The sequence below is a fragment of the Sphingopyxis sp. BSNA05 genome (assembly GCF_013265645.1).
Lineage (GTDB): Bacteria > Pseudomonadota > Alphaproteobacteria > Sphingomonadales > Sphingomonadaceae > Parasphingorhabdus.
The window spans coordinates 1-21,707 of the sequence record NZ_PYIA01000031.1; the positions used below are offsets into that span (position 1 = coordinate 1).

At 57.8% G+C, this 21,707-nt stretch carries 16 protein-coding genes and 8 pseudogenes; 14 read left to right on the top strand and 10 right to left on the bottom strand.

Annotated features, from left to right (window positions below; translation table 11 throughout):
* Positions 1-104: 104 nt before the first annotated feature.
* Positions 105-1,139, top strand: a complete 1,035-nt coding sequence (ruvB, locus tag C8024_RS03710; RefSeq protein WP_173202983.1) for a Holliday junction branch migration DNA helicase RuvB — start codon at positions 105-107, stop codon at positions 1,137-1,139.
* Between the two features lie 165 nt (positions 1,140-1,304).
* Here the strand turns inward: ruvB and C8024_RS03715 are convergent.
* The 6 genes and pseudogenes from C8024_RS03715 to C8024_RS03740 form a co-directional block, all read right to left on the bottom strand.
* Positions 1,305-2,695 (bottom strand): annotated as a pseudogene (locus tag C8024_RS03715) (carotenoid oxygenase family protein).
* Positions 2,696-2,762: 67 nt separating this feature from the next.
* Positions 2,763-3,598, bottom strand: a pseudogene (gene dapD, locus C8024_RS03720) (2,3,4,5-tetrahydropyridine-2,6-dicarboxylate N-succinyltransferase).
* Positions 3,595-4,278: a pyrimidine 5'-nucleotidase gene (locus C8024_RS03725; RefSeq protein ID WP_173202995.1), complete on the bottom strand. Its 684-nt coding sequence runs from the start codon at positions 4,276-4,278 to the stop codon at positions 3,595-3,597. The pseudogene dapD and the gene C8024_RS03725 overlap by 4 nt, the downstream one beginning before the upstream one ends.
* Positions 4,279-4,327: 49 nt before the next feature.
* Positions 4,328-6,256 carry a 1-deoxy-D-xylulose-5-phosphate synthase gene (gene dxs, locus C8024_RS03730; RefSeq protein ID WP_173202984.1) on the bottom strand — a complete coding sequence of 643 codons (1,929 nt, stop codon included), beginning with the start codon at positions 6,254-6,256 and terminating at the stop codon, positions 4,328-4,330.
* Positions 6,257-6,353: 97 nt separating this feature from the next.
* Positions 6,354-6,811, bottom strand: a pseudogene (locus C8024_RS03735) (Fur family transcriptional regulator).
* Between the two features lie 46 nt (positions 6,812-6,857).
* Positions 6,858-7,226, bottom strand: a complete 369-nt coding sequence (locus tag C8024_RS03740) for a MerC domain-containing protein (RefSeq protein WP_100092987.1) — start codon at positions 7,224-7,226, stop codon at positions 6,858-6,860.
* A gap of 388 nt (positions 7,227-7,614) precedes the next feature.
* On the opposite strand from C8024_RS03740, the gene C8024_RS03745 reads away from it, so the two are divergent.
* From C8024_RS03745 to rpsI, 5 genes and pseudogenes are all read left to right on the top strand, one after another.
* On the top strand, positions 7,615-8,523 hold the full coding sequence (locus tag C8024_RS03745) for a hypothetical protein (protein ID WP_173202985.1): 909 nt from the start codon (positions 7,615-7,617) through the stop codon (positions 8,521-8,523).
* Positions 8,508-8,891, top strand: a complete 384-nt coding sequence (locus tag C8024_RS03750) for a hypothetical protein (protein WP_173202986.1) — start codon at positions 8,508-8,510, stop codon at positions 8,889-8,891. The genes C8024_RS03745 and C8024_RS03750 overlap by 16 nt, the downstream gene beginning before the upstream one ends.
* A gap of 61 nt (positions 8,892-8,952) precedes the next feature.
* Positions 8,953-9,987 (top strand): COX15/CtaA family protein, encoded by a 1,035-nt coding sequence (locus C8024_RS03755; protein WP_173202987.1) that lies wholly within the window; start codon positions 8,953-8,955, stop codon positions 9,985-9,987.
* 153 nt (positions 9,988-10,140) lie between these two features.
* Positions 10,141-10,619, top strand: a pseudogene (gene rplM / locus C8024_RS03760) (50S ribosomal protein L13).
* A 52-nt stretch (positions 10,620-10,671) separates the two neighbouring features.
* Complete coding sequence (rpsI, locus tag C8024_RS03765) at positions 10,672-11,157, top strand: 30S ribosomal protein S9 (protein ID WP_367947140.1); 486 nt, start codon at positions 10,672-10,674, stop codon at positions 11,155-11,157.
* Positions 11,158-11,211: 54 nt separating this feature from the next.
* Here rpsI and C8024_RS03770 read toward each other — a convergent pair whose 3' ends face one another.
* Positions 11,212-11,556: a polysaccharide biosynthesis C-terminal domain-containing protein gene (locus C8024_RS03770; RefSeq protein WP_173202988.1), complete on the bottom strand. Its 345-nt coding sequence runs from the start codon at positions 11,554-11,556 to the stop codon at positions 11,212-11,214.
* Complete coding sequence (locus C8024_RS03775; RefSeq protein WP_173202989.1) at positions 11,544-12,554, bottom strand: oligosaccharide flippase family protein; 1,011 nt, start codon at positions 12,552-12,554, stop codon at positions 11,544-11,546. The genes C8024_RS03770 and C8024_RS03775 overlap by 13 nt, the downstream gene beginning before the upstream one ends.
* 231 nt (positions 12,555-12,785) lie before the next feature.
* On the opposite strand from C8024_RS03775, the gene C8024_RS03780 reads away from it, so the two are divergent.
* The 4 genes and pseudogenes from C8024_RS03780 (at position 12,786) to zapE (ending at position 16,182) form a co-directional block, all read left to right on the top strand.
* Positions 12,786-13,670, top strand: coding sequence for an alpha/beta hydrolase (locus C8024_RS03780; RefSeq protein WP_173202990.1), 885 nt, complete (start codon positions 12,786-12,788; stop codon positions 13,668-13,670).
* A 103-nt stretch (positions 13,671-13,773) separates the two neighbouring features.
* Positions 13,774-14,555: pseudogene (locus C8024_RS03785) on the top strand (succinate dehydrogenase iron-sulfur subunit).
* Between the two features lie 21 nt (positions 14,556-14,576).
* A complete protein-coding gene (locus tag C8024_RS03790) occupies positions 14,577-15,071 on the top strand; it encodes a PaaI family thioesterase (protein WP_173202991.1) in 495 nt (164 codons plus the stop codon).
* Positions 15,068-16,182, top strand: a pseudogene (gene zapE / locus C8024_RS03795) (cell division protein ZapE). Before C8024_RS03790 ends, zapE begins: the two are co-directional and overlap by 4 nt.
* On the opposite strand, the gene C8024_RS03800 reads toward zapE, so the two are convergent.
* The gene (locus C8024_RS03800; protein ID WP_173202997.1) at positions 16,179-17,129 is read right to left on the bottom strand and encodes a phosphotransferase; all 951 of its coding nucleotides are present in this window, start codon (positions 17,127-17,129) and stop codon (positions 16,179-16,181) included. The pseudogene zapE and the gene C8024_RS03800 sit on opposite strands and share 4 nt — an antisense overlap.
* 85 nt (positions 17,130-17,214) lie before the next feature.
* The gene (locus tag C8024_RS03805; protein ID WP_173202992.1) at positions 17,215-18,309 is read right to left on the bottom strand and encodes a hypothetical protein; all 1,095 of its coding nucleotides are present in this window, start codon (positions 18,307-18,309) and stop codon (positions 17,215-17,217) included.
* Between the two features lie 311 nt (positions 18,310-18,620).
* On the opposite strand from C8024_RS03805, the gene mdh reads away from it, so the two are divergent.
* From mdh to C8024_RS03825, 4 genes and pseudogenes are all read left to right on the top strand, one after another.
* Positions 18,621-19,583, top strand: a complete 963-nt coding sequence (mdh, locus tag C8024_RS03810) for a malate dehydrogenase (RefSeq protein ID WP_173202993.1) — start codon at positions 18,621-18,623, stop codon at positions 19,581-19,583.
* A gap of 5 nt (positions 19,584-19,588) precedes the next feature.
* Positions 19,589-19,927, top strand: a complete 339-nt coding sequence (locus C8024_RS03815; protein WP_173202994.1) for a hypothetical protein — start codon at positions 19,589-19,591, stop codon at positions 19,925-19,927.
* Positions 19,928-20,193: 266 nt separating this feature from the next.
* Positions 20,194-21,083, top strand: a pseudogene (gene sucD / locus C8024_RS03820) (succinate--CoA ligase subunit alpha).
* A gap of 116 nt (positions 21,084-21,199) precedes the next feature.
* Positions 21,200-21,492 (top strand): annotated as a pseudogene (locus C8024_RS03825) (GIY-YIG nuclease family protein).
* Positions 21,493-21,707: the final 215 nt, after the last annotated feature.

Below are 21,707 nucleotides of genomic sequence, written 5' to 3' on the forward strand. Positions count from 1 at the left end.
TATCTTCGCGCCTTCGCGGCTTCGCGCGAACTATTGCCCACTGGTGATCCAAAGAACCGGGTTCCCGCTTTCGCGGGAATGACGGATGAGCTAGGTCACTTTGCATGAGTGAAGTTGAGAGCGAACGGATGGTTTCTAGCGAACGCAAAGTCGAAGACATCGACGCCGCGCTGCGTCCGAAAACGCTCGACGAATTTATCGGGCAGGAAGCGGCGCGTGGCAATCTTCGCGTGTTTATCGAGGCGGCCAAGGGGCGTAGCGAGGCGCTCGATCATGTGTTGTTCTTTGGCCCTCCCGGATTGGGCAAGACCACGCTGGCGCAGATCATTGCACGCGAACTGGGCGTTGGCTTTCGCGCCACTTCCGGGCCCGTCATCGCCAAATCCGGCGATCTTGCAGCGCTGTTGACCAATCTTGAAGAAGGCGATGTCCTGTTTATCGACGAGATCCACCGGCTCAATCCGGTGGTCGAGGAAGTGCTCTATCCGGCGATGGAAGACCGCGCGCTCGATCTGATCATTGGCGAAGGTCCGTCGGCGCGCAGCGTCCGGATTGATCTGCCCGCTTTCACCCTGATTGGCGCGACTACGCGGCAGGGGCTGCTGACCACGCCGCTGCGCGACCGTTTCGGCATACCTGTGCGGCTCAATTTCTATACCACCGAGGAACTGGAAAAGGTCGTCCATCGCGCTGCGCGGCTGCTCGATCTCGATATTGCGCCCGATGGTGCCACCGAAGTGGCGCGCCGCGCCAGAGGCACGCCGCGGATCGCCGGTCGCCTGCTCCGCCGGGTGCGGGATTTTGCCAATGTCGCGGGCACGAGACTGGTCGACCGGAAAATCGCTGATGAATCGCTCATCCGTCTCGAAGTCGACAGCATCGGTCTCGACGCGATGGACCGGCGCTATCTTTACATGATTGCGGATGTCTACAAGGGCGGTCCGGTCGGTGTGGAGACGCTCGCAGCGGGCCTTTCGGAACCGCGGGACACGGTGGAGGAAGTGATCGAGCCTTATCTGATCCAGCTCGGCCTGATTGCCCGGACCGCGCGCGGCCGGACGCTGAATGATCGCGGTTGGAAACATCTCGGATTGACGCCGCCTGCCGGGAAGGAAGTGGACGGAGAGTTGTTTGATTGATCTTCATCCTCTCCCAACGGGATAGGCAACAAGACTTGCTGCTTCAGCAGCTTAGTCGCAGTCGGTGAGGGGTTGAACTCTTCGAAGCTTCACGACCCTCACCGAGTTCCACTAATCAGCAAGCTGATAAGTTCCACTTGCCTCTCCCTTTGGGAGAGGATGGAATTACTTCCCTATCTGCTCCGCCGAAGCCCAGGTTGCATGGGTGCCGCTGCTAATCCGGTGCGGCAAGATGATCGTGCAGACCGGGCCGGCCGCAATATCCTGCGCGTCAATGATGATACATTCCGACCGGTCCTGCGCCATATCGGTGATGAAGCTGATCAGATAGCCGTCATCCTCTGACTGCGCATTGGCGCGCGGAATGAATGGCGCTTCGGATCCAAACCGTTGCTCGCCAAAACTCAGATGTTCCGTTTCACCCGTTTCCAGATCATGTTTGCTCAGGCCGTTAAACAGGAACCAGCCCGGCTCGCCGGTGACGCTATAGACATAGCGATAGGGTTTGCCGGCGATCTGCTGGTTGATCATCCCGAATTCGACCGGATAGTCGTCGAACAATGTCTCCTCGCGGGCCTCGCCGGTTTCATATTGAAACGCCAGCGGTGCAGTTCGGGTTTGAAACTGTGCAGGTCGATGCTCGCGCCCATGCTTTCATAGCCCGCCGGGAAATCGGTCAGCGGTGCCGGCACCGGTTCATTCTGGAAATAGCCGTCGAGGACGACTTCATCGCCCTCTTCATAGGCATTGGTCCAGTGGAGGACGTAGGTTGGCTTCGCGTCGAACCATTTTATATCCTCCGGCTGGCCCATGCGCGGGATGATCCCGAAGCGGGTGGGCTCGTCGGGATGATAAGCGGGGATATAGAGATTCCGCTCGATCAGTTCCGGCTTCCAGTAAAGCGGGCAGTCGTTGAAAATGGCAAAATTCTCGGTGAATGCCATATCATGCGGCAGGCGCGCGCCGGGCAGTTCGATGGACACAAAATGCTTGAGCGCATTGTCCGGCCCGACAACGCCATAATGGAGATAGGGCGCCGTGGTCGAATAGTTGAAGAACAGCAATTCGCCGGTGGCCTCGTCGACTTTCGGATGGGCGGAAATGCCGTCCTCAGGAACCCAGTCCGCCGTGCCGAGGGTCTCCAGCGTCTCCGGATCGAGCCGATAGCCTTCACCGCATTGATAGAAGGTCGAGAGGATCGCGCCGGCGTGAACCACGACGTCGGTCGAGCTGCTGTCCTTGACGCTGCCATGCGCGCCCCAGCCCTTGCGCTTGGAATCATCAGGCTTGCCCATGATCCCCACCCACAAGGGGCCGCCTTCTTCCTGCTCGGCCTCGAAGCCTTCGGTCCGCACAAAGCGGTTACGATAGCTGGCCTTGCCATTGCGCAGGCGGATCGCATGGATCATCCCGTCACCGTCAAAGGGGTGATAGCGGGCGATACTGTCGTGCACCGGATTCTCGGTATTGCGGACGTAGAGTCCGTCGATATCGGCCGGAATCGTCCCGATTATTTCGAGTTCATCCGTGTCGACTTCCTCGAAACCGGAGTCCAGGCACCATTGCGATAGGGGTGGTCATTCGGTTCCAGCGTTACCTTCACCTGATCCACCCCGGTAGCCATCAGTCGCGCAGCAATTCGTTGATGCCGGTCTTGGACCGGGTCTGCGCGTCGACCGTCTTGACGATCACGGCACAATAGAGCGACGGTTGCGGCGCGCCATCAACAGCGACTTTTGGCGGCAATGTGCCCGGCACGACAACCGAATAAGGCGGAACTTCACCCATCCAGATCTTGCCGGTGTCGCGGTCGACGATCTTGGTCGACGCGCCGAGATAGACGCCCATCGAAAGCACCGCACCCTCGCCGACGCGAACGCCTTCGGCGACTTCCGACCGTGCGCCGATAAAGGCGCCATCCTCGATGATCACCGGATCGGCCTGCAGCGGTTCCAGCACGCCGCCGATGCCGGCGCCGCCGGAAATATGGACGTTCTTGCCGATCTGCGCGCAGCTGCCCACAGTCGCCCAGCCGTCGACCATCGACCCTTCGTCGACAAAGGCGCCGATATTGACGAAGCTGGGCATCAGAACGACACCTTTGCCGATGAAGGCACCCTGCCGGACCACGGATCCCGGAACCGAGCGGAAACCGGCTTCGCGGAAACGGTTTTCGCCCCATCCGGCAAATTTGCTGGGAACCTTGTCCCAGTGATTGGCGCCGCCGGGGCCATCAATGAGCTTGTTGTCGTTCAGCCGGAAGGAGAGCAGCACCGCTTTTTCAGCCACTGGTTGACGACCCACTGGCCGTCTTTTTTCTCGGCGACCCGGCCGCTGCCATTGTCGAGCATGGCAAGCGCCGCATCCACGGCATCGCGGACCTCGCCCTGCGTTGTCAGGCCGAGGGATTCCCGTTTGTCCCAGGCGTCGTCGATGATGGTCTGCAATGCTGCGGTCATGTCGGTGTTTCTTCCTTCGCTTTGTGGAGGCCGGTGACCCAGCTTTCCAGATCGGTAATTTCGTGGTCAATATAGGCGGGATCATGCTCGCGGCCAGCCCATTCTGCGCCGGTGTTGATCCACACGGTGGTCATGCCCAAATCTTTCGCCGGACGCAAATTGCGGGCCATGTCTTCGACGAACAGAGCGCGGGTCGGGTCGATGCCGGTGGCGGCGATCATGCTTTCATATGCAGCCGGCTTGGGCTTGGGGACGAGGCCGGTGTCCAGGATGTCGTGCATCTGGTGAAACAGGCCGTCGAGCCCGCGCTTTTCCAGCACCCGCTGGGCATAGGGCCGGTCTGCGTTGGTAAAGACCAGTTTTTCGCCGGGCAGCGCGGCAATGGCATCGCGAACGAGAGGGGCAGGTGCCAGGCGATCCATATCGATATCGTGGACGAAATCGAGAAAATCATTAGGGTCGGTGCCATGATTGTGCATCAGCCCGGCGAGCGTGGTGCCATGATCGTGGAAAAATTCCTTCTGGATCCTCCGCGCCTCGACGGGATCGCAATCCAGCGCCCGGGCGATATATTCACCCATCTTGATATCGATCAGCGCGAACAGATCACACTCGACCGGATAGAGAACATTGTCGAGATCGAAAATCCAGTGATCGATATGGGAAAATTGCGGTGGCATGCCGAAGCGACTAAACACCGTTTCCCGCAATCACAAGCAGCAATATCGGTTAGGCTCGGACCCCCGTATCCTCGACATTTGCACTATTGTGCCGCAGCGCTTTCAGCACCGTGTCAACAATACCATCCGCATCCAGTCCCGCTTCGGCATATTGGAGATCCGGCTTGTCTTGATCCTGAAACACATCAGGCAAGCGCATGGTGCGGATTTTCAGGCCGGCGTCGGTCAGGCCATTGTCGGACGCATAGGTCAGGACATGCGCGCCGAGGCCGCCGACTGAGGCTTCCTCGACCGTCACCGCGACTTCATGGGTGGTCAGCAATTTGCGGATCAATTCTTCATCGAGCGGCTTGACGAAACGGAGATCGGCGACGGTTGTGCTGAGCCCCTTGGCTTCGAGCCGTTCTGCCGCTTTCTTGGCCTCTTCGAGCCGGGCGCCGAGCGACAGGATCGCAACCTTGGTGCCCTGTTTGACGATCCGGCCCTTGCCGATTTCCAGCCGTTCGAGCTTTTCCGGAATCGGAACGCCGGTGCCATTGCCGCGCGGATAGCGGAAGGCGATCGGGCCGCTGTCGTGCAGCGCGGCGGTATAGGTCATATGCGCCAGTTCCGCTTCATCGGCGGCGGCCATCACCACCATATTGGGCAGGGTCGCCAGATAGGTGACGTCGAACGATCCGGCGTGGGTGCTGCCGTCTGCGCCGACGAGACCGGCCCGGTCGATGGCGAAGCGCACCGGCAGATTCTGGATCGCCACGTCATGGACAACTTGGTCATAGGCGCGTTGCAGAAATGTGGAATAGATGGCGCAAAACGGCCGCATGCCCTGCGCGGCCAGACCGGCTGCGAAAGTAACGCCATGCTGTTCGGCAATGCCGACATCAAAGGCCTTGTCGGGATGCGCCTTGGCGAATTTGTCGACGCCGGTGCCCGACGGCATCGCAGCGGTAATCGCGCAGATACGGGAATCGCTGTCAGCGAGCTTAGCGAGAGTTTCGCCAAAGACGTTCTGATAGGCCGGCGGTCCGCCACCGGGCCCCTTGTTCTGCTTGCCGGACACCACATCAAACTGGGCGACGCCGTGATATTTGTCAGCGGCTTCCTCGGCAAATTTATAGCCTTTGCCCTTTTCCGTGACCACGTGAACCAGGCAAGGTCCCTCCGCCGCGTCGCGCACATTTTCCAGCACGGGAATCAGATGCTCCAGATTATGCCCGTCAATCGGACCAACATAATAAAAGCCCAGTTCTTCAAACAAAGTCCCGCCCATGGTCATGCCGCGGGCAAATTCGTCGGTCTTGCGCGCTGCGTCGTGCAGCGGTTTGGGCAGCTTGCGGGCAATACGCCGCGCCAGCTGACGCACGCCGAGAAATTCGCGGGAGGAGACAATTCTGGCAAGATAGGCCGACAGGCCGCCGACCGGCGGTGCAATCGACATGTCATTGTCGTTGAGAATGACGACCAGCCGGTTGCCGGCCGCCTCGGCATTGTTCATCGCTTCATAGGCCATGCCGGCGCTCATCGCGCCGTCACCGATCACGGCAATGCCGCGTCCGGGCTTGTCGTTCAGCTTGTTGGCAATGGCAAAGCCGAGCGCCGCGCTGATCGAGGTCGAGCTATGCGCGGCGCCGAAAGGATCATATTCACTTTCCGAACGTTTGGTAAAGCCGGAGAGACCGCCGCCCTGACGCAGGGTCCGGATCCGGTCGCGGCGACCGGTGATGATCTTGTGCGGATAGCATTGATGGCCGACGTCCCAGATCAGGCGGTCTTCCGGCGTATTGAAAACATAATGGATCGCCGTGGTCAGTTCGACAACGCCGAGGCCGGCGCCGAGATGACCGCCGGTCGTGGACACGGTGTCGATGACTTCGGCGCGCAATTCGTCGGCAAACTGGCGGAGTTGCGCGGGCTTCAATTTGCGCAGATCGGCCGGGAAGGAAACATCATCCAGCAATGGTGTATTCGAAACTGGCATATTCACTCCCTGTTTGTTTCCAGTTCTAACGGCATTGCCATGCGCTGTCGAACTTTCAGCAGGCTGCTTGTTAACATTTGCTGACAATCGGATCGGCTCACGTGCATTTCTGGCAAATGCCACGCACCTCGATCACCGGCCGGATGGAACTGAAACCCTGGTTTTTGCGACCTTGCGCACTTGCTGGGACAGGGGGTCGTCGTCGATATGGGTGGCCTCGCCACAGCTGTCGCAGACCAGGAAAATACAGTCATGTTCACAACCGGGGTGGCTGTTGGCGAGATAGGCATTGGCGCTTTCGATCCGCATCGCGAGATTATTGGCGACGAACAAATCGAGTATCCGGTAGACGCTATTCGGGGCAACCCGCTTGCCGCGTGCTGTGGAAACCAGTTCTGCGATGTCATAGGCCGAAGCCGGACGCGAGAATCCGGCCAGCGCTTCGAAGATGGCGGCGCGTGTATCGGTCCACTTTTCTCCGGATTTCTCCAGATTGGCGCGCGCTGCGTCGGCTAAGGATTCGCCGTGATGCTCATGATGATCATGTTTACCCATAAGGGCAATTTAGGGATGTTTCGCCGCGAGGGCAATGGGCAGCAGCTCAATGGGTGGCGCGGTAGTTCAGGTCATGGGCCAGGGCCAGCAAACCGACGCCCAGCATGGTGTAGAGAACCTCGCGGCCATCATGACCGCTGTCATGGCCAAGGGTGATCGCGCCCATCATCATGCCCAGTCCCAGACTGCCGATCGCAACCGGCATGATATAGCCATGGTCGAGCACGCCGCGGCCCAGAGCGAAGAAGCCCAGGGCAATAGCTATTCCCAGCCCGATTTCATGGACCAGCGGATTGAGGAACATACCGCCCGCCGAGGACAGGAGCGCGACAAAGGCAATGGTTGCGACACAATGCGCCAGGCACAGACCGGAAATGAGCACGGCGATACGGTCCCACAGGCCATCCCTGACCATCAGACCGTTTCTGTCCCAGAATTTCGCTGTCGTAAACACGACTCACTGTCTCGCTTATTGTTTGTGTGTGATGGATATAGGAAAAAGCTTGTTAAGATACAACATATCATTTTGCGGGAGGAGATCAATTGATGTGAGCTTTGGGTCAGCGCCAGATATCTGAGCATGCCGTTCCGAAAAGGAAATCCGGCAAATGACCAGTAGGCTTGGCTGACCGTGACGGAAGTCACGCACAATGTGCAGAACACAGAATTAGAGTCGCAGAACAGATTAACGCTGGAGGCGGCTATGCAGGACGGGGAATCGAAAAATCTAATCTATAGTTTTCTACTGGAAACAAAAAGAACGGACCGCTAAGATTTGGAGCTTTTTGTGCTTTGCGGGATGGTTGTTCTTTTTTATCGCTACCGTTTATCTGATTCTACCGTCCGAACGCGCTGCTATTTCCGATGAAGCTCTCGCGGTTTATGCGGCTATGCTGCTGCTATTGGGTCTGTGCTTGTTGACAGGTTTCTTGTTTTTCAATTCCCAAGTTGCGTTCACCAACCCTCCAGACCAGTGGCGAAGCAAGATTCCGGGACTCGATATAGCCGCGCTGGGAACCGCCATTCCCTCTGGCCTTTTGTCATTCTATATTTTGATCGGATTGGTGAATGCTTATCCGGAGGACACGCTTCCGGATAGTCAATTTGCAGTAACTATTCCGCTGCCGGCAGAAAAAATTCCACCGCAGGGAACTGATGCCGGAGCCCGTCATGCGGTCATGTTTTGGACTGTCGACCCATTGGAAAGTTCCCCTCACGAAGGTCTGGCCAAAATGGTTGTCGCTTGTATTCTCGTTATGGGATTTGGTTTGATTTACCCACGATTGGGTTCGGAAGCTGATAATGACAAGGGGCTGATGCAGGGATTGGTAATTCCGTTTATCGGGACGATCCTATTCGGAGCCGGCGCGGTTGAGCATGCAGATGCAGAAGAGCTTAGAAATGATGTGAAGCTGCTGAAGCACGATCTGCCTCCGGTCAGGAACATTTTGGATGGCAAGCGGGAAATATACATTACCAACATCAACGAGCTCTCTCCTATCGGGCTGAGACAGATGCAAAGCTCTCTCAAGTCCTTGTCGGCGAAATTTGCGAAAACCGACTTCTCGGAAAAATCGGATATACGTCTCGTAAAAGGCGATGTCGAAACGCTTCGCGGAGAATTGCGAGTGGTTCAGAAGACAATCGATGCTATTCCGAACTTGAGGATCGTTACTGCAGTGGATCCCAAAACGACGTGCTCGCTGCATTAAAAAAATCGATTGATTCGATTCATTCGCAAACGAAGCAGGTGTCCCAAGAGACGACGAGACTTACAAATGATTTTGCAACTCTCAACGTTTCTCAGAAAAACTGGTTTTGCGCTCTTATGCGCGAGCGAGTGGTGATGGCGGAAAACGACACCAAACGCTGGAGGGTCAGCGCAGAAAATTTGGATCGTGATGCGGAGAGGAACCTTCTTGAGAATATTGTCGTCGGGATAGTTGGTGAAAGCAAACGCGAAAATTCCAGACGCAGGGAGATCGATTATCCAATGAGTGGAGATGCGCGATTCAAAGAAATAATGTCATACTGTGGTTTGGAAACAACTGAAGTCCGCAAGGTCACAACGGCAAAATAGAAAGAGAAAATTGAATCGGCTGCTTGATTGTTCGCAATCCTGACGCGATATATCCGCGTCGATGCCCTCACATTTAACTTCCGCCCGGATTCGCCCCGTCGCCCTATCCAACTGGCTCTATTCCGTCGCCTTTCTGGTATTCATCATGGTTGTCGTCGGCGGGATCACCCGGTTGACCGAATCGGGCCTCTCCATAACCGAATGGAAGCCGGTGACCGGCGCGCTACCGCCGCTGAGCGAAGCGGACTGGTTGTCAGAATTCGAAAAATATAAACAGATTCCCGAATATCTCGAGATCAACGGCCCCGCTGGCATGACGCTCGCAGACTTCAAATTCATCTATTTCTGGGAATGGGTGCACCGGCTGCTCGGGCGTTTGATCGGTGTGGCCTTTGCACTGCCGCTGCTGTGGTTCGCGGTGAAGCGGGCGATTCCATCCGGTTACGGCTGGCGTCTGGTGGCTTTGCTGGCGCTTGGCGGATTGCAGGGCACGATCGGCTGGTGGATGGTCAGTTCCGGCCTCAGCGAGCGGACCGATGTCAGCCATTTCCGGCTGGCAGTACACTTACTGACTGCGCTTTTCATATTGGGCGGGCTGGTCTGGACGGCGCTTGACTTGCGGCAGCTGGCCGCCGGCCGGCCAAAACCCTCGCGTCTGACCGGCTTTGGGCTGGCGACGATAGCTGTTCTGTTTGTACAGCTTCTGTTCGGCGCTTATACTGCGGGTCTGGACGCCGGCTATGTATCGAGCAGCTGGCCGCTGATGAACGACTATTTCATCCCAGGCGGGATTGATTGGGGAACGGGCATCTGGAATGCGCTCAATAACGACCCCTATCTGATCCATTTCATTCATCGCTGGTGGGCCTGGGTCGCTGTTGGCTTTCTCGTCGTCCTCGCCCGGAAGGTCCGGCCCATCGACCGCAGGGCGTCGATCGCCATCCACACTGCCTTCGGAATCCAGATATTGCTCGGGATAGCTACCGTCATGACGGGGATCAATATTCATCTTGCGGTGCTGCATCAGGCGGTCGGGGCGCTGGTTGTCGCATCCTGCACGTGGGGCGTACATCTGATCGGTCGGCCGCAGGCCTAAAAGAGGTTGCGGTAATATTATACCCTCCAGCAAAGCCCCGCTTTCGCTTGACTTGCGGAAAAAACAACGCCAATAGCGCCGCAGTCGGCCGGAACTGTGTGTCCGGCTTTTATCATTTCTGAATCTATCCACTCTCCAAGAAGGAGCCACCCCATGAAGGGTATCACGAAACAGACACAGTCGGCCAAGCCAGCTGATGTCGAAAAGAAATGGCATATCATTGATGCCGAAGATCTGGTCGTTGGCCGGGTTGCATCGATTATCGCCAATATCCTGCGCGGCAAGCACAAGCCAAGCTACACCCCTCATGTGGATTGCGGCGACCATGTCATCGTGATCAACGCCGAGAAGGTGAAGTTCACCGGCAACAAGACCAAGCAGAAAACCTATTACAAGCACTCCGGCCATCCCGGCGGCATCAGCGGCACGACCGCGGAAAAGGTCCTCGAAGGCCGTTTCCCCGAGCGCGTCATGGAAAAAGCTGTCGAGCGGATGATCCCCAAGGGACCACTTGGCTTCGCCCAGATGCGTGCCTTGCACGTTTTGCCGGTACCGAGCATCCGTATAACGGCCAGAACCCGGTGGCGCTCGACGTCGCTTCGATGAACCGTAAGAACAAGGTGGGCGCATAATGTCTGACGTAAAACCGATCTCGCTGATCTTAAAGATATCGCTGGCCCGGCTGTGGTCGATGCACCGGCTGCTGCTGAAGCGGACGCCGAAACCGTAGCCGCTGAGCCTCCCGTCTCCACCATGCCTTTGCGCGAGCAGGAGCTGGACAAATATGGCCGTGCCTATGCAACCGGTCGCCGTAAAGACGCGGTTGCCCGTGTTTGGCTGAAGCCCGGCAAGGGCAAGATCACGATCAACGGTCGTGACCAGGAAACCTATTTCGCTCGCCCGACCCTGCGTCTGGTGCTCAACCAGGTTTTCGCGATCACCGAGCGCGAAGGTCAATATGACGTGGACGTTACGGTTAAAGGCGGCGGTCTTTCCGGACAGGCCGGCGCGGTCAAGCACGGCATTTCGCAGGCCCTGACCAAATATGAACCGGCTTTGCGGTCGGCCGTGAAGGCAGAAGGCTTTCTTACCCGTGACAGCCGTAAGGTTGAACGTAAGAAATACGGTAAGGCAAAAGCGCGCAAGAGCTTCCAGTTCTCCAAGCGTTAAGCGAAACCAAATCGAATTGCGAAAAAGGCGGCCTGCGGGTCGCCTTTTTTATGCTTATCGCAATTTGCGGACCGGTTGCCGGGGCTTGCTGATCACCGCCCGGCTCGACGCGAGCAGGATGATGCTGGTCAATATTGCGGAGATCAGCATGGCCCAGGCCGCGCCGATTGTACCGAATCGAGGCAGTGAAAACGCCATGAGCAGCCCAAGCGCGATCAGGCCTACCAACCGAATCAGAAGTGCATTTCTGGCTCTGCCCGCAGCCTGAAGCAGCGGTTCCAGACCCAGCCCCGCCAGACTGATAATGGTCGCGGCTCCCAGCAGCAGCAATAGAGGGAAGGCGGCGAGATATTCGGGGCCTGAAATCAGGCTGATGATCTGTTCCCCTAGCAGCAGCAAGCCGAGGAAAAGGACGCCGCCGCTGAGCGCCGAAACCCGCAAGGACCGCCAGAACAAGGCTCTGGATTTGCGCGATTGTCCGATAGCGAAAAGGCGGGACAGTTCGGAAAAAGCGGACGGGCGAATACTTCCGCGAGCCGGTTGAGGCTGTTGGCGATCTGGTCGGCCAGACGGAACAGGCCGGCAGCGGCCGGGCCGACAAAGAAACCGACGATGACAACCACCAGCCGTTCTCGGATCACGCTGATCAGATAGGCGAAATTTGTGAACAAGAGAAATGCCGCAAATTCCCTGCGGCCCGGCGCCGGCACGGGCAGACTGGTTGCGCTGCGAAGGGATTGATTCTGCTCCTGCCTGCGCCAGACCATCAGCCACATCACCATGAAGCTGACAAATTCGGAAAGCCCCCAGACGATCAGGAATCCGGTCATCGACGGCCGGGTCAGGAACAGGGCGAGCGCTCCGGTGAAGCGGATGACCGGAATGATGGCATCGCCGAAAGCGTTGCCGCCGAACCGGTCCTGCGCCCGCAATATACCGGTCGGCGTCGAGCGGACCGCCAGAAAAACAATCAGGCCATAGCCCATGACAGCCTGTTCGACCGGTTCGTTCCAGCCAAATTGGGTCGCGCCATAAGGGAGCAACAACCATAAGGTGGCACATGCGATCAGCCCGCCAGCCAGTTCAATCCAGAAGCTTTGCGCCGACAATTTCCTGAAGGCCTGATGCTGGCCGGCGAGCAGATAGGGCACGCCAAATTGCACGACCGCCTGCCAGGTCTGCAATTTCAGAACTGCCGACAAGACCTGTACGGCGCCGACGATGATCATGAATTCGCCAAAGCCGGCAACCCCCAAAGTGCGGGTCAGTATCGCGAGATAGAAGATGCTAAGGATCGCGCCGATTCCCTTGGCGGAGAACAGCCAGCTGCTGTTGCGGAACACGCGGACCAGCGAATCCTCGCTGCTGAACCAGCTGGAGAGCCTATTTTCCGACACAGATCTCTACTTTTCCCATTTACCACCAGACGGTTGAGCTCCTCTTTATCGCAAAATGCGGCATTTTCTATCTCTCTATTGCTGACCGGCTTGACGAGCGACCATTTCGCTTAGCGCTCGGGCAAAAAATAGGCGCAGACTGATGAGTAACTGCCCCGGCGGTGCTTCGCCATTGCTCTGCCGACCGGAGCGCCATTGCCAGCGTCAGAGCTGCTGGCTAAGGCCTGGTGCATGAAATGGCTTGTCATGATTGCGATAATTGTCCTCGCTTGCGGGGGTTTTGCCTGGTGGTTCCTTGCGCAGCCGGGGCCGAAGCAACTGGATATGGTCAATAATATCGTCCCGGGCGACAGCGATGCCCGGCTGCTGGTGCAGGACCAGCCCTATGACGACGAGCTGGGTCTGGGGCTCAATATCTGGACCCCGGAAACCCTAGCGGACGAACCGCTGCCGGTTGTCGTTTTCATCTACGGCGGCGGCTGGCGCGCCGGGGCGAAGGATCAATATGCCTTTGCCGGGCGGGCGCTGGCCAATCGCGGCTATATGGTGGTCCTTCCCGATTACCGGCTGTTTCCCAACACCCGTTTTCCCGGCTTTCTGGAAGACAGCGCAAAGGCATTGGCCTGGGTGCACGACAATATCGCGACGCACGGAGGTGATCCGGAGAGAATATTCCTGTCCGGCCAGTCCGCTGGCGCCTATAATGCGATGATGCTCGCGCTCGACCGGCAATGGCTTGGCCGAGAGGGTAAAACTCCGGATCTGATCAGGGGCGTGGCAGCGCTGGCCGGACCCTATGATTTCTATCCGTTCGATTCCGAAACCACGAAGCAGAGCTTTGGCGAATATCCTGATCCGGAAATGACCCAGCCGGTCAATTTTGTCCGGGCGGATGCGCCGCCGCTCTGGCTGTCCAGCGGCAGCAACGACACCCAGGTGAGACCGCGCAACAGCAGGATATTGCGCGACCGGATTCTTGCGGCGGGCGGGGACGCGGAATATGTGGAATATCCCGATATCGATCATCTCGAGATCATGATGGCGCTGGCCAAGCCCTTTCGTCACAAGGCGCCGGTGCTCGATGACATGGTCGCCTTTTTCGATCGCCACAAGTGATTGCAGGAATTGGAAGCCCACTAGTCTTTTTGCAGTGCAAAACGGTTGAGATAGCTGCACTTCTTGGTTATGCCGATCCGCAGAACAAGGGAATCCGACAAACATGGCTACTTTCACGCTCCCCAAGAATAGTAAGATCCGCAAGACGGGCGAGTTGCATCAGGCGCTGACCAGCGGGAAAAAGCGACCGTTCAAAGTCTATCGCTATGATCCGGACAAGGGCGAGAACCCGCGCTACGACACGTTCGAAATCGACACCGACGATTGCGGACCGATGGTTCTGGATGCGCTGATCAAGATGAAGTCGGAACAGGATGCCACGCTGACCTTCCGCCGGTCCTGCCGCGAAGGAATCTGCGGTTCCTGCGCGATGAACATCAACGGCAAAAACGGCCTGGCCTGCACCACCGCGATCGAGGATTGCGGTAGCAAGGTGACGATCACGCCGCTGCCGCATATGGAAGTGATCAAGGATCTGGTTCCCGATTTCACCCATTTCTACGCGCAATATGCCTCGATTCAGCCCTGGCTGAAAACGGTTACACCGACGCTTCGGGCAAGGAGCGGCTGCAATCGCCGGAAGACCGGAACAAGCTGGACGGGCTGTACGAATGTATCCTCTGTGCGTGCTGCCAGACCAGCTGTCCCAGCTACTGGTGGAACAGCGACAAATTCCTTGGCCCCGCTATCCTGCTGCAGGCCTATCGCTGGCTCGCCGACAGCCGCGATGAAATGACCGGTGAACGGCTCGATGAACTGGAAGATCCGTTCCGGCTCTATCGCTGCCACACGATCATGAATTGTGCCAATGCCTGTCCCAAGGGTCTGTCGCCGGCCAAGGCGATTGCCGAAATCAAGAAGATGACCGCCTCGCGCGAAGTCTGATTCGAAAGCCGGCGCCCATTCATGTCTGAAGCAGAGCGCAATTTTGTCATCACCGAGCCCGATCCGGATAATCCGGACTGGAAGATATGGCAGCTGAACGATCCCGATTGCTATAACAGCTTTCTGGGAAAGATGATTGTCCGGCGCGGCGGCGATGGTCTCGATGACGCTATCGCCCGGGTGCGCATGTTTCCCGAGCGCAAGCACCGTAATCTCGGCGATGCGGTCCATGGCGGAACGATGATGGGTTTCATCGACTGTTCGCTGTTTGCCGCGATGCGGGTACTTGACCTCGGCCCGTCGGGCTACGCGGTCACTCTCGAACTGCAGACCCATTTTATCGGTTCCGCGCGGATGGACGAGCCGCTCGAGGCGCAAGTCGAGATCACGCGCGAAACCGGGCGCTTCCTGTTCATGCGCGGGCTGGTCGTGCAGGGCGACAAGGGCCAGGACAATATGGCCTCTTTCACCGCCATCGTGAAAAAGGCGCCGCGCCAGAAAACAGATTTGCAATGAGCAGCTTCTACCAGCGCTATCTGGATCTGATCGCGCAAGGGGAACTGAAACCCGATCCCGATCAGGAAACATGCGCCAAACGGCTCGCCCGTTTGCAGGAAGAGCTGGAAGCCGTGCCGCCGCGCGGCAGCATATTGTGGCGGGCCTTCGGCAAGAAACCTGCGGCACCCCAGGGTATTTATATGTGGGGTGGGGTCGGACGCGGCAAGTCGATGCTGATGGACCTGTTCTATAACAATCTCGGCATCCAGCGGAAAAACGCGCGCATTTTCACGAGTTCATGCTTGATGTACACGCCCGGCTGAATGAGGAGCGCAAGAAGGAACAGGGCGATCCGGTGATCCCGGTCGCCAAGGCGCTGGCCAGCGAGGCGCGCTTTTTGGCCTTTGACGAAATGGTGGTCAACAACAGCGCCGATGCGATGATCATGTCGCGCCTGTTCACCGGTCTGGTCGAGGCCGGGGTGACCATTGTCACGACATCCAACCGCCCGCCCGACGATCTTTATAAAAACGGTCTCAACCGCGAGCATTTTCTGCCGTTCATCGACCTACTCAAGACCAGGCTGGATGTGATTTCGCTCAACGGGCCGACCGACTACCGGCGCGAAAGACTGGGCGATGTCGACCTGTGGCATGTGCCCAATGGCGAGGCCGCGACCAGAGCGCTGAGCGAAGCCTTTTTCCGCCTGACCGACTATCCCCCCGAGGACCGCGCCCACGTGCCGTCGGCCGAGATAGAGGTGCAGGGCGGGCGGATGCTGACCGTCCCGAAATCCCTCAAGGGGGTCGGGGTCTTCTCGTTCAAGCGGCTTTGCGCGGAAGCGCGGGGGGCGCAGGACTATCTCGCGATAGCGCGCCACTATCACAGCGTGATCATTGTCGGCATTCCCGTGCTGTCCAAAGAGAATCGCAACGAGGCCGCGCGCTTTGTTACCTTGATCGATGCGCTCTACGAATATCGGGTCAAACTGCTGGCCAGTGCGGACGCCGAGCCCGATGCGCTCTATCCGGAAGGCGACGGGGCTTTCGAGTTCGAACGCACCGCATCGCGGCTGCTCGAAATGCAATCCGATGACTATCTGGCTCTCGGCCACGGGGCCGCCTCCTAGAGCAGGCTGAGGCTGTCCAGATCGATCGCCATTCGCGCTGGTCTCTCCGCCATTGCCGCGAACATCCTGTCGCCGCGTTCTGTCTGTTCGACATGCAGCGAGGCGTTGATCGCCATCAGAAAGCCGGAAAAGGCATGGCGGCGATATTCGTCCCAGAAAATCTCGAAGGCGGGTGCATTTGGCCGGTTCGACAAATAGGTTTTGACCAGCTTTTCCTCTTGTTTGCGCCTCTCTTCCGGATCGGCGAAGCTGGTCCCGATCAGATAGGCCACATCATTGGCCGGATTGCCGAGAGAGCAGGTCTGCCAGTCGACCAGCGCCGCGATCCGGCCATCGGCATGGAACAGGATATTGTCGAGCCGCATATCCCCGTGGGTGATTGTTTGTTGTGCCGGTTCGTGCGCGATATAGGTTCCGATCCCGTCGACCAGCCGCTGGCCGAGATCCAGTATTTCCGGTGAAAGCAGGGAGGCAAACCGCTCGCGAAAGACCGGATAGCCGGCGGGCAGGCTGGACTCGAGAAACTGGCTGTTGCCGGTGCCGTGATCCAGCCATTCCAGGTTGTCGAACCCGCTGGCCAGTTGAAAATTGTGGAGCGCGGCGGCTTGCGCCAATGTTGTCTCCACCTGAGCCAATGACGCGCCGGCCAGCTGGTCGCCTTGGGAGGCGGGGGCCATGTCTTCAAGAAGCAGCACAAATTCCTGCTCGTTTTCCGCGATGTCGGCATGGTAGGATTTCGGGCAGAGAGCGCTACAATTATCGGCAATATCCCGATACCAGCCCACTTCCATATCATAGAGATGGAAGATCGCGGCGGCGCCCCGGCTGACCGGATCGGCACTTGGGCATTTGGCGATAAAGGTTTCCGGATGGCCTTCTTCCGCCCAGTCGCAGGTGAAGCGATAGCTGTCGCAAACCTGCCCAGTGCCGACCGGTTCATGGGTCAGCGATCGGAGCGATCCGGGAGTGGCAGCAAAACCTTCTCGACGAAGGCGCTCTCAAATTCTTCGGGGCGCATAGGGAAGCGGCCGCTCATGCTGCCGGGTCCATGATGCCGGCGAGGCCGCTGGCCGCATGTGGGCCGATGAACAGTTGTTCGATCACGCCGATGCCGTGATGCTCCCGACCATCGACGGTGAGCACAGCATCGCTGAGCGCCTGAATATGGATGGTGGTCATGTCGATTGCCGGTGCGGGGTCGAGGGTGATGACATCATGGCCGACCTCGAGATCGCCGTGATCCATGCCGTGACCCCAGACCGGATGGAGATAGCCGAGGCCGGACATGTAGAATGTTCGAGCGGCATCGCCTGTGCGCGGTGTGATCGAGAGCGATCCGGTGCCGGTTTCAAGCTGCACCTGTTTGATACGGCGGGAACCGGAATGATAGCTGAGATCAATGGCCTTCGGCTCGAACTCGAGCGCGCTCCTGCCAATCGGATCGACCACGCCGCGGCGGTTCCACGGCATACCGTCGCCGTCGTCATTGCTGTGGAAGAAACAGGCGTGATTGTCGAAATTGAGCGGTGTCCAGAGCCACCAGAATTGCGGAAATTCGCCTGCCGGTGGTGGTTGCGATTCGGAGGCTCCGACTTGTCTTATGCCCCAGCTTCTGTCGCGGGTGCCGCGGCAATTGGCGATATCGATATCCTGCCCATCGACTGTGATGGTGCCCGACCAGTCGCCATTTTGCGTCATTCTGGTGTAATCCATCATCAGCCGGGGCCCCTCGCGGCGGATGAAGCGCGGTTCCTCGATTGGCTGGTGGCGGGCGGTAATAGTGATGTCGGCGGTGACCGGACTGTCATTACCCGCCACCGTTATCCGCAGCTTCTCTAGCGGTTCGACGATGGTGACGGTGATCGGGCCGACCGTGAGGTCGAGCCTTTCGCTTCCCATTCTCTTGGAAGCCCGCAGATTATATTGCTTGCCGTCGATCGAGACGCAAAAGGCGGCGTCCATGATATCGAGCTGGGGGTAGATGCCGAGCGCGGCGGCGAAGAAGATGCTGCCATCGGCGCTATAGCCGTTAAAGAAATAGCGGTCGTAGAAATTGCGGTTGCCGCCCGATAAAGCCATTGGTTCCGGCGTCTGGTGCAGCGGATATTCGTCGCCCTTTGTCAGCATGTTGCATCCTCTTTTTCTTCGCATCATGCCATTTGGATTTCACTTTGCAACGCAAAAGAATGGAAGACTTGGAAGCATGTTTTGGTTTTGCCCGTCATCCTGAACTTGTTTCAGTATCCCGGGAGAGGGAGAACCGTTGGAGGTCCTGAAACGAGTTCAGGATGACGAGGTTGATGCGCCACTATTGCTACTGCGAACCAATTGCAAAGATAGCGGTCAAAATGGTGCTTTCTGCGGTTGAATTTGTCATAACAGGGGCCTAATCCAGCCATTAAGTTACTTTTCGACTCTATATTAGGAGAATTTCCCACATGGCCCGTAACAAGATTGCGCTGATCGGCGCAGGCATGATCGGCGGCACGCTCGCCCACCTCGCTGCTTCCAGAGAAATGGGCGATGTCGTCCTGTTTGATATCGCCGAGGGCATGCCGGCCGGCAAAGCGCTTGATCTGGCGCAGGCCGCTCCGGTGGACGGATTTGACAGCAAGCTCAAAGGCACCAGCGACTATGCCGATATTGCCGGTGCCGATGTGATCATCGTGACTGCAGGCGTCCCGCGCAAGCCCGGCATGAGCCGCGACGATCTGCTCGGCATCAACCTGAAAGTGATGAAGGCCGTTGGCGAAGGCATCAAGGCCAACGCACCCGACGCCTTTGTCATCTGCATCACCAACCCGCTCGACGCGATGGTCTGGGCTTTGCGCGAATTTTCCGGCCTGCCGCACAACAAGGTGGTCGGCATGGCCGGCGTGCTCGACAGCGCCCGTTTCCGTCACTTCCTGGCTGAAGAATTCAACGTCTCGGTCGAAGATGTCACCGCTTTCGTTCTCGGCGGCCACGGCGACACGATGGTTCCGGTTCCGGCTTATTCGACAGTAGCCGGCATCCCGATCCCCGATCTGATCAAGATGGGCTGGACCACGCAGGACAAGATCGACGCGATCGTCCAGCGCACCCGCTCCGGCGGCGGCGAAATCGTCCAGCTGCTCGGCAATGGTTCGGCTTATTACGCACCAGCGACCAGCGCGATCATGATGGCGGAAAGCTATCTCAAGGACAAACGCCGCGTGCTGCCTGCTGCGGCTCACCTGACTGGCCAATATGGCGTTGACGATCTTTATGTCGGCGTGCCGGTCATCATCGGCAAAGACGGTGTCGAGAAGGTCATCGAAATCGAACTGAGCGAAGAAGCCCAGGGCAATTTCGATGTGTCGGTCGATGCGGTGAAGGAGTTGCTGGAAGCTTGCAAGGGGCTGGATCCGAGCCTGGCGTAAATTTGGTGTTCAATTATCTGGCTCTAAATCTGGCGATAAGCGGCGCAGCACCGATAGATGGGCCTCGGCTTCTTGACATCTTTTGGTCAGCTTGTGCGGAAGGTAGCGTTAAATTTAGAGAGGGAGAAGCGCACAAGCGGGAATTTGGTGATTTGCCTTTTTGGGTTCGTCAATATTATCGAGGCGTAAAAAAGTTGGTGTCCGTTTATCAGCTTGGTGAGCAAGAGACCGCTTATCTGGTTTTTTCGATAATAATGATGCGTGGGGACATGAATATACCAGCGGCTGTTCAGTGGTGGCGCAGCAATTGTCCCTGGATAGAGCCAATAAATTCATTTCTTTGAAATATGCGGGAAAAGTTGTTCCGTTGAAGAAATGTCGGCAGAATGTCAGATGGGAATGCAGTAAAAATAATCTGTATTTCGAGTTTTTCCCGAAGATATAAGTTTCCAGATTCGAGGTGTCGAACTGAGTACCGACTTCAACGTAATTCAGCTTTCGAAATTAAAAAAGCCCACCCAGCAGTATTTGGAGCGTCAGCGATCGCTGAGAGACGGAGATCGCTGATAGTTGTTATTATGGGGCATGGCAGAATTCAGAAAGGAATAGAATGAGCATTTTAATCGACAAGAACACCAAAGTTATCACCCAGGGCATGACCGGCAATACCGGTACGTTCCACACCGAACAGGCGTTGGCTTATGGCACGCAGATGGTTGCGGGCGTTACGCCGGGCAAGGGCGGCACGACCCATATCGGGCTGCCGAATTTTGACACGGTTGCCGAAGCGAAGGAAGCAACCGGCGCGACGGCTTCTGTTGTGTATGTTCCGCCGCCATTTGCAGCGGACTCGATCCTCGAAGCTATCGACGCAGAGATCGAGCTGATCGTTGCGATCACCGAGGGCGTTCCCGTGCTCGACATGGTCCGCGTCAAGCGCGCGCTGCAAGGTTCCAAGTCGCGCCTGATCGGCCCGAACTGCCCCGGCGTCCTGACCCCCGACGAATGCAAGATCGGCATCATGCCCGGCAGCATTTTCCAGAAGGCTCGGTCGGCGTGGTCTCGCGTTCCGGTACGCTCACCTATGAAGCGGTGCATCAGACCACGGCGGTTGGCCTCGGCCAGACCACAGCCGTCGGCATTGGCGGCGATCCGGTCAACGGCACCAATTTCATCGACGTGCTGGAACTGTTCCTGGCCGACGACGAAACCAAGTCGATCATCATGATCGGTGAAATCGGCGGCAGCGCGGAAGAAGAAGCGGCGCAATTCATTGCTGATGAAGCCAAGAAGGGCCGCAGCAAACCGATGGTCGGCTTTATCGCTGGCCTTACGGCGCCTCCGGGACGCCGCATGGGCCATGCCGGCGCGATCGTTTCCGGCGGCCAGGGCGGCGCGGAAGACAAGATCGCCGCGATGGAAGCAGCGGGCATCCGCGTGTCGCCTTCGCCGAGCGAACTGGGCATCACGCTGGACGCGATGTTGAAGGAGCTGGTTTGATTGTTTGAAGCGGACCGCATTTTTTGTTCCCTGCCGCAGGGCAGGGCCCAGACGATAGTGCGCTACAGTTCTGGGCACCGGCCTTCGCCGGTGAACAATGCGGTCGGTGAACGGAAATGGGCAAGCCGGGATATGTTTATATCATGGCGAGCCAAAAGAATGGGACGATCTATCTGGGTGTGACGAGCAATCTTCCGAAGCGGGTCTACGAGCATCGCCAGGGATTGTTCGAGGGATTTACGAAAAAGCACGGATGCAAATTGCTGGTCTGGTATGAGGGTTATGACGACATTCAGGAAGCCAGGCTACCGAACGCCGGATGAAAAACTGGAACCGACAGTGGAAGCTCAAGCGGATCGAACGAATGAACCCGGACTGGAATGATCTGTGGGATGATATTGTGAAGTGACTCTGTTCCCTGCCGCAGGGCAGGGTCCAGATGATCGGACGGGACAGTTCTGGACACCGGCCTACGCCGGTGAACAGTTAAGGGCCGGACTGGAGTGGTTTGAGGTTGTGAGGTGACGATGATTTGATGTTCCCCGCCGAAGGGCGGGGTCCAGACGATAGTACACTACAGTTCTGGGCACCGGCCTTCGCCGGGGAACAGTTAAGGGCCGGACT

What these genes read in the sequence shown, in the direction of transcription:
- dxs (WP_173202984.1), bottom strand. Translation starts at nt 6,256, where the DNA reads ATGCCAGTTTCGAATACACCATTGCTGGATGATGTTTCCTTCCCGGCC.
- C8024_RS03780 (WP_173202990.1), top strand. Translation starts at nt 12,786, where the DNA reads ATGAAATGGCTTGTCATGATTGCGATAATTGTCCTCGCTTGCGGGGGT.
- C8024_RS03805 (WP_173202992.1), bottom strand. Translation starts at nt 18,309, where the DNA reads ATGCTGACAAAGGGCGACGAATATCCGCTGCACCAGACGCCGGAACCA.
- C8024_RS03755 (WP_173202987.1), top strand. Translation starts at nt 8,953, where the DNA reads ATGCCCTCACATTTAACTTCCGCCCGGATTCGCCCCGTCGCCCTATCC.
- C8024_RS03790 (WP_173202991.1), top strand. Translation starts at nt 14,577, where the DNA reads ATGTCTGAAGCAGAGCGCAATTTTGTCATCACCGAGCCCGATCCGGAT.
- mdh (WP_173202993.1), top strand. Translation starts at nt 18,621, where the DNA reads ATGGCCCGTAACAAGATTGCGCTGATCGGCGCAGGCATGATCGGCGGC.
- C8024_RS03725 (WP_173202995.1), bottom strand. Translation starts at nt 4,278, where the DNA reads ATGCCACCGCAATTTTCCCATATCGATCACTGGATTTTCGATCTCGAC.
- ruvB (WP_173202983.1), top strand. Translation starts at nt 105, where the DNA reads ATGAGTGAAGTTGAGAGCGAACGGATGGTTTCTAGCGAACGCAAAGTC.
- C8024_RS03740 (WP_100092987.1), bottom strand. Translation starts at nt 7,226, where the DNA reads ATGGTCAGGGATGGCCTGTGGGACCGTATCGCCGTGCTCATTTCCGGT.